The 938-nt window shown below is 52.9% G+C and carries 6 tRNA genes and 2 rRNA genes; all 8 read left to right on the top strand.

What is annotated here, in order from left to right:
* Window positions 1-31: 31 nt before the first annotated feature.
* A 5S ribosomal RNA gene (rrf, locus tag CHL76_RS16685) occupies window positions 32-148 on the top strand.
* 14 nt (window positions 149-162) lie between these two features.
* Window positions 163-238, top strand: a tRNA-Val gene (locus CHL76_RS16680).
* 7 nt (window positions 239-245) lie between these two features.
* Window positions 246-321: transfer RNA gene (locus CHL76_RS16675), tRNA-Lys, on the top strand.
* Window positions 322-328: 7 nt separating this feature from the next.
* A tRNA-Gly gene (locus CHL76_RS16670) sits at window positions 329-403 on the top strand.
* Window positions 404-408: 5 nt separating this feature from the next.
* Window positions 409-485 (top strand) — tRNA-Arg (locus tag CHL76_RS16665).
* A gap of 16 nt (window positions 486-501) precedes the next feature.
* A tRNA-Pro gene (locus CHL76_RS16660) sits at window positions 502-578 on the top strand.
* An 11-nt stretch (window positions 579-589) separates the two neighbouring features.
* Window positions 590-665: transfer RNA gene (locus CHL76_RS16655), tRNA-Ala, on the top strand.
* Window positions 666-827: 162 nt separating this feature from the next.
* A 16S ribosomal RNA gene (locus tag CHL76_RS16650) occupies window positions 828-938 on the top strand; the annotation flags it as partial.

Below are 938 nucleotides of genomic sequence, written 5' to 3'. Positions count from 1 at the left end.
GGTATTTGGTTGTCAGGGCCCGACGGGCCGGTCCGGTGGCAACAGCGAAGAGGCCCCACCCGTTCCCATGCCGAACACGGAAGTTAAGCTCTTCAGCGTTGATGATAGCCGGGGGCTCTCCCCCCGTGAAAGTAGATCGCTGCCGGGCATTTAAATATTTGTGGAGGATTAGCTCAGCTGGGAGAGCACCTGCCTTACAAGCAGGGGGTCGGCAGTTCGATCCTGTCATCCTCCACCATTAATACGAGCCATTAGCTCAGTTGGTAGAGCATCTGACTTTTAATCAGAGGGTCGGAGGTTCGAATCCTCCATGGCTCACCATGATTTTGCGGGAGTAGTTCAGTGGTAGAACACCACCTTGCCAAGGTGGGGGTCGCGGGTTCGAATCCCGTCTCCCGCTCCATTTATGCGCCCGTAGCTCAATTGGATAGAGCGTCTGACTACGGATCAGAAGGCTAGGGGTTCAAGTCCTCTCGGGCGCACCAATTATTTATTCAATAACGGGAAGTAGCTCAGCTTGGTAGAGCACTTGGTTTGGGACCAAGGGGTCGTAGGTTCAAATCCTGTCTTCCCGACCATCTAATATATTGGGGCCTTAGCTCAGCTGGGAGAGCGCCTGCTTTGCACGCAGGAGGTCAGCGGTTCGATCCCGCTAGGCTCCACCAAACTTTTTTTAAAAAAGTCATTGACGCTGTGAAGCACAGTTGATATGATATTAATTGTCGCTTTGAGCGGCAGATCGTTCTTTGAAAAGGAAAGACAAGCCAGAGCCCCAATCAAAAGCAACACTTTTTTTAGGGCATCACTGATGCCACAGCATCAAACTTTTTACGGAGAGTTTGATCCTGGCTCAGGACGAACGCTGGCGGCGTGCCTAATACATGCAAGTCGAGCGCGGGAAGCCGGCGGACTCCTTCGGGAGGAAACCGGTGGAACGA

This window comes from Marinococcus halophilus (genome assembly GCF_002265875.1).
GTDB classification, from domain to species: Bacteria; Bacillota; Bacilli; order Bacillales; family Marinococcaceae; genus Marinococcus; species Marinococcus halophilus.
This window is presented reverse-complemented; position numbering and strand designations above follow the sequence as displayed.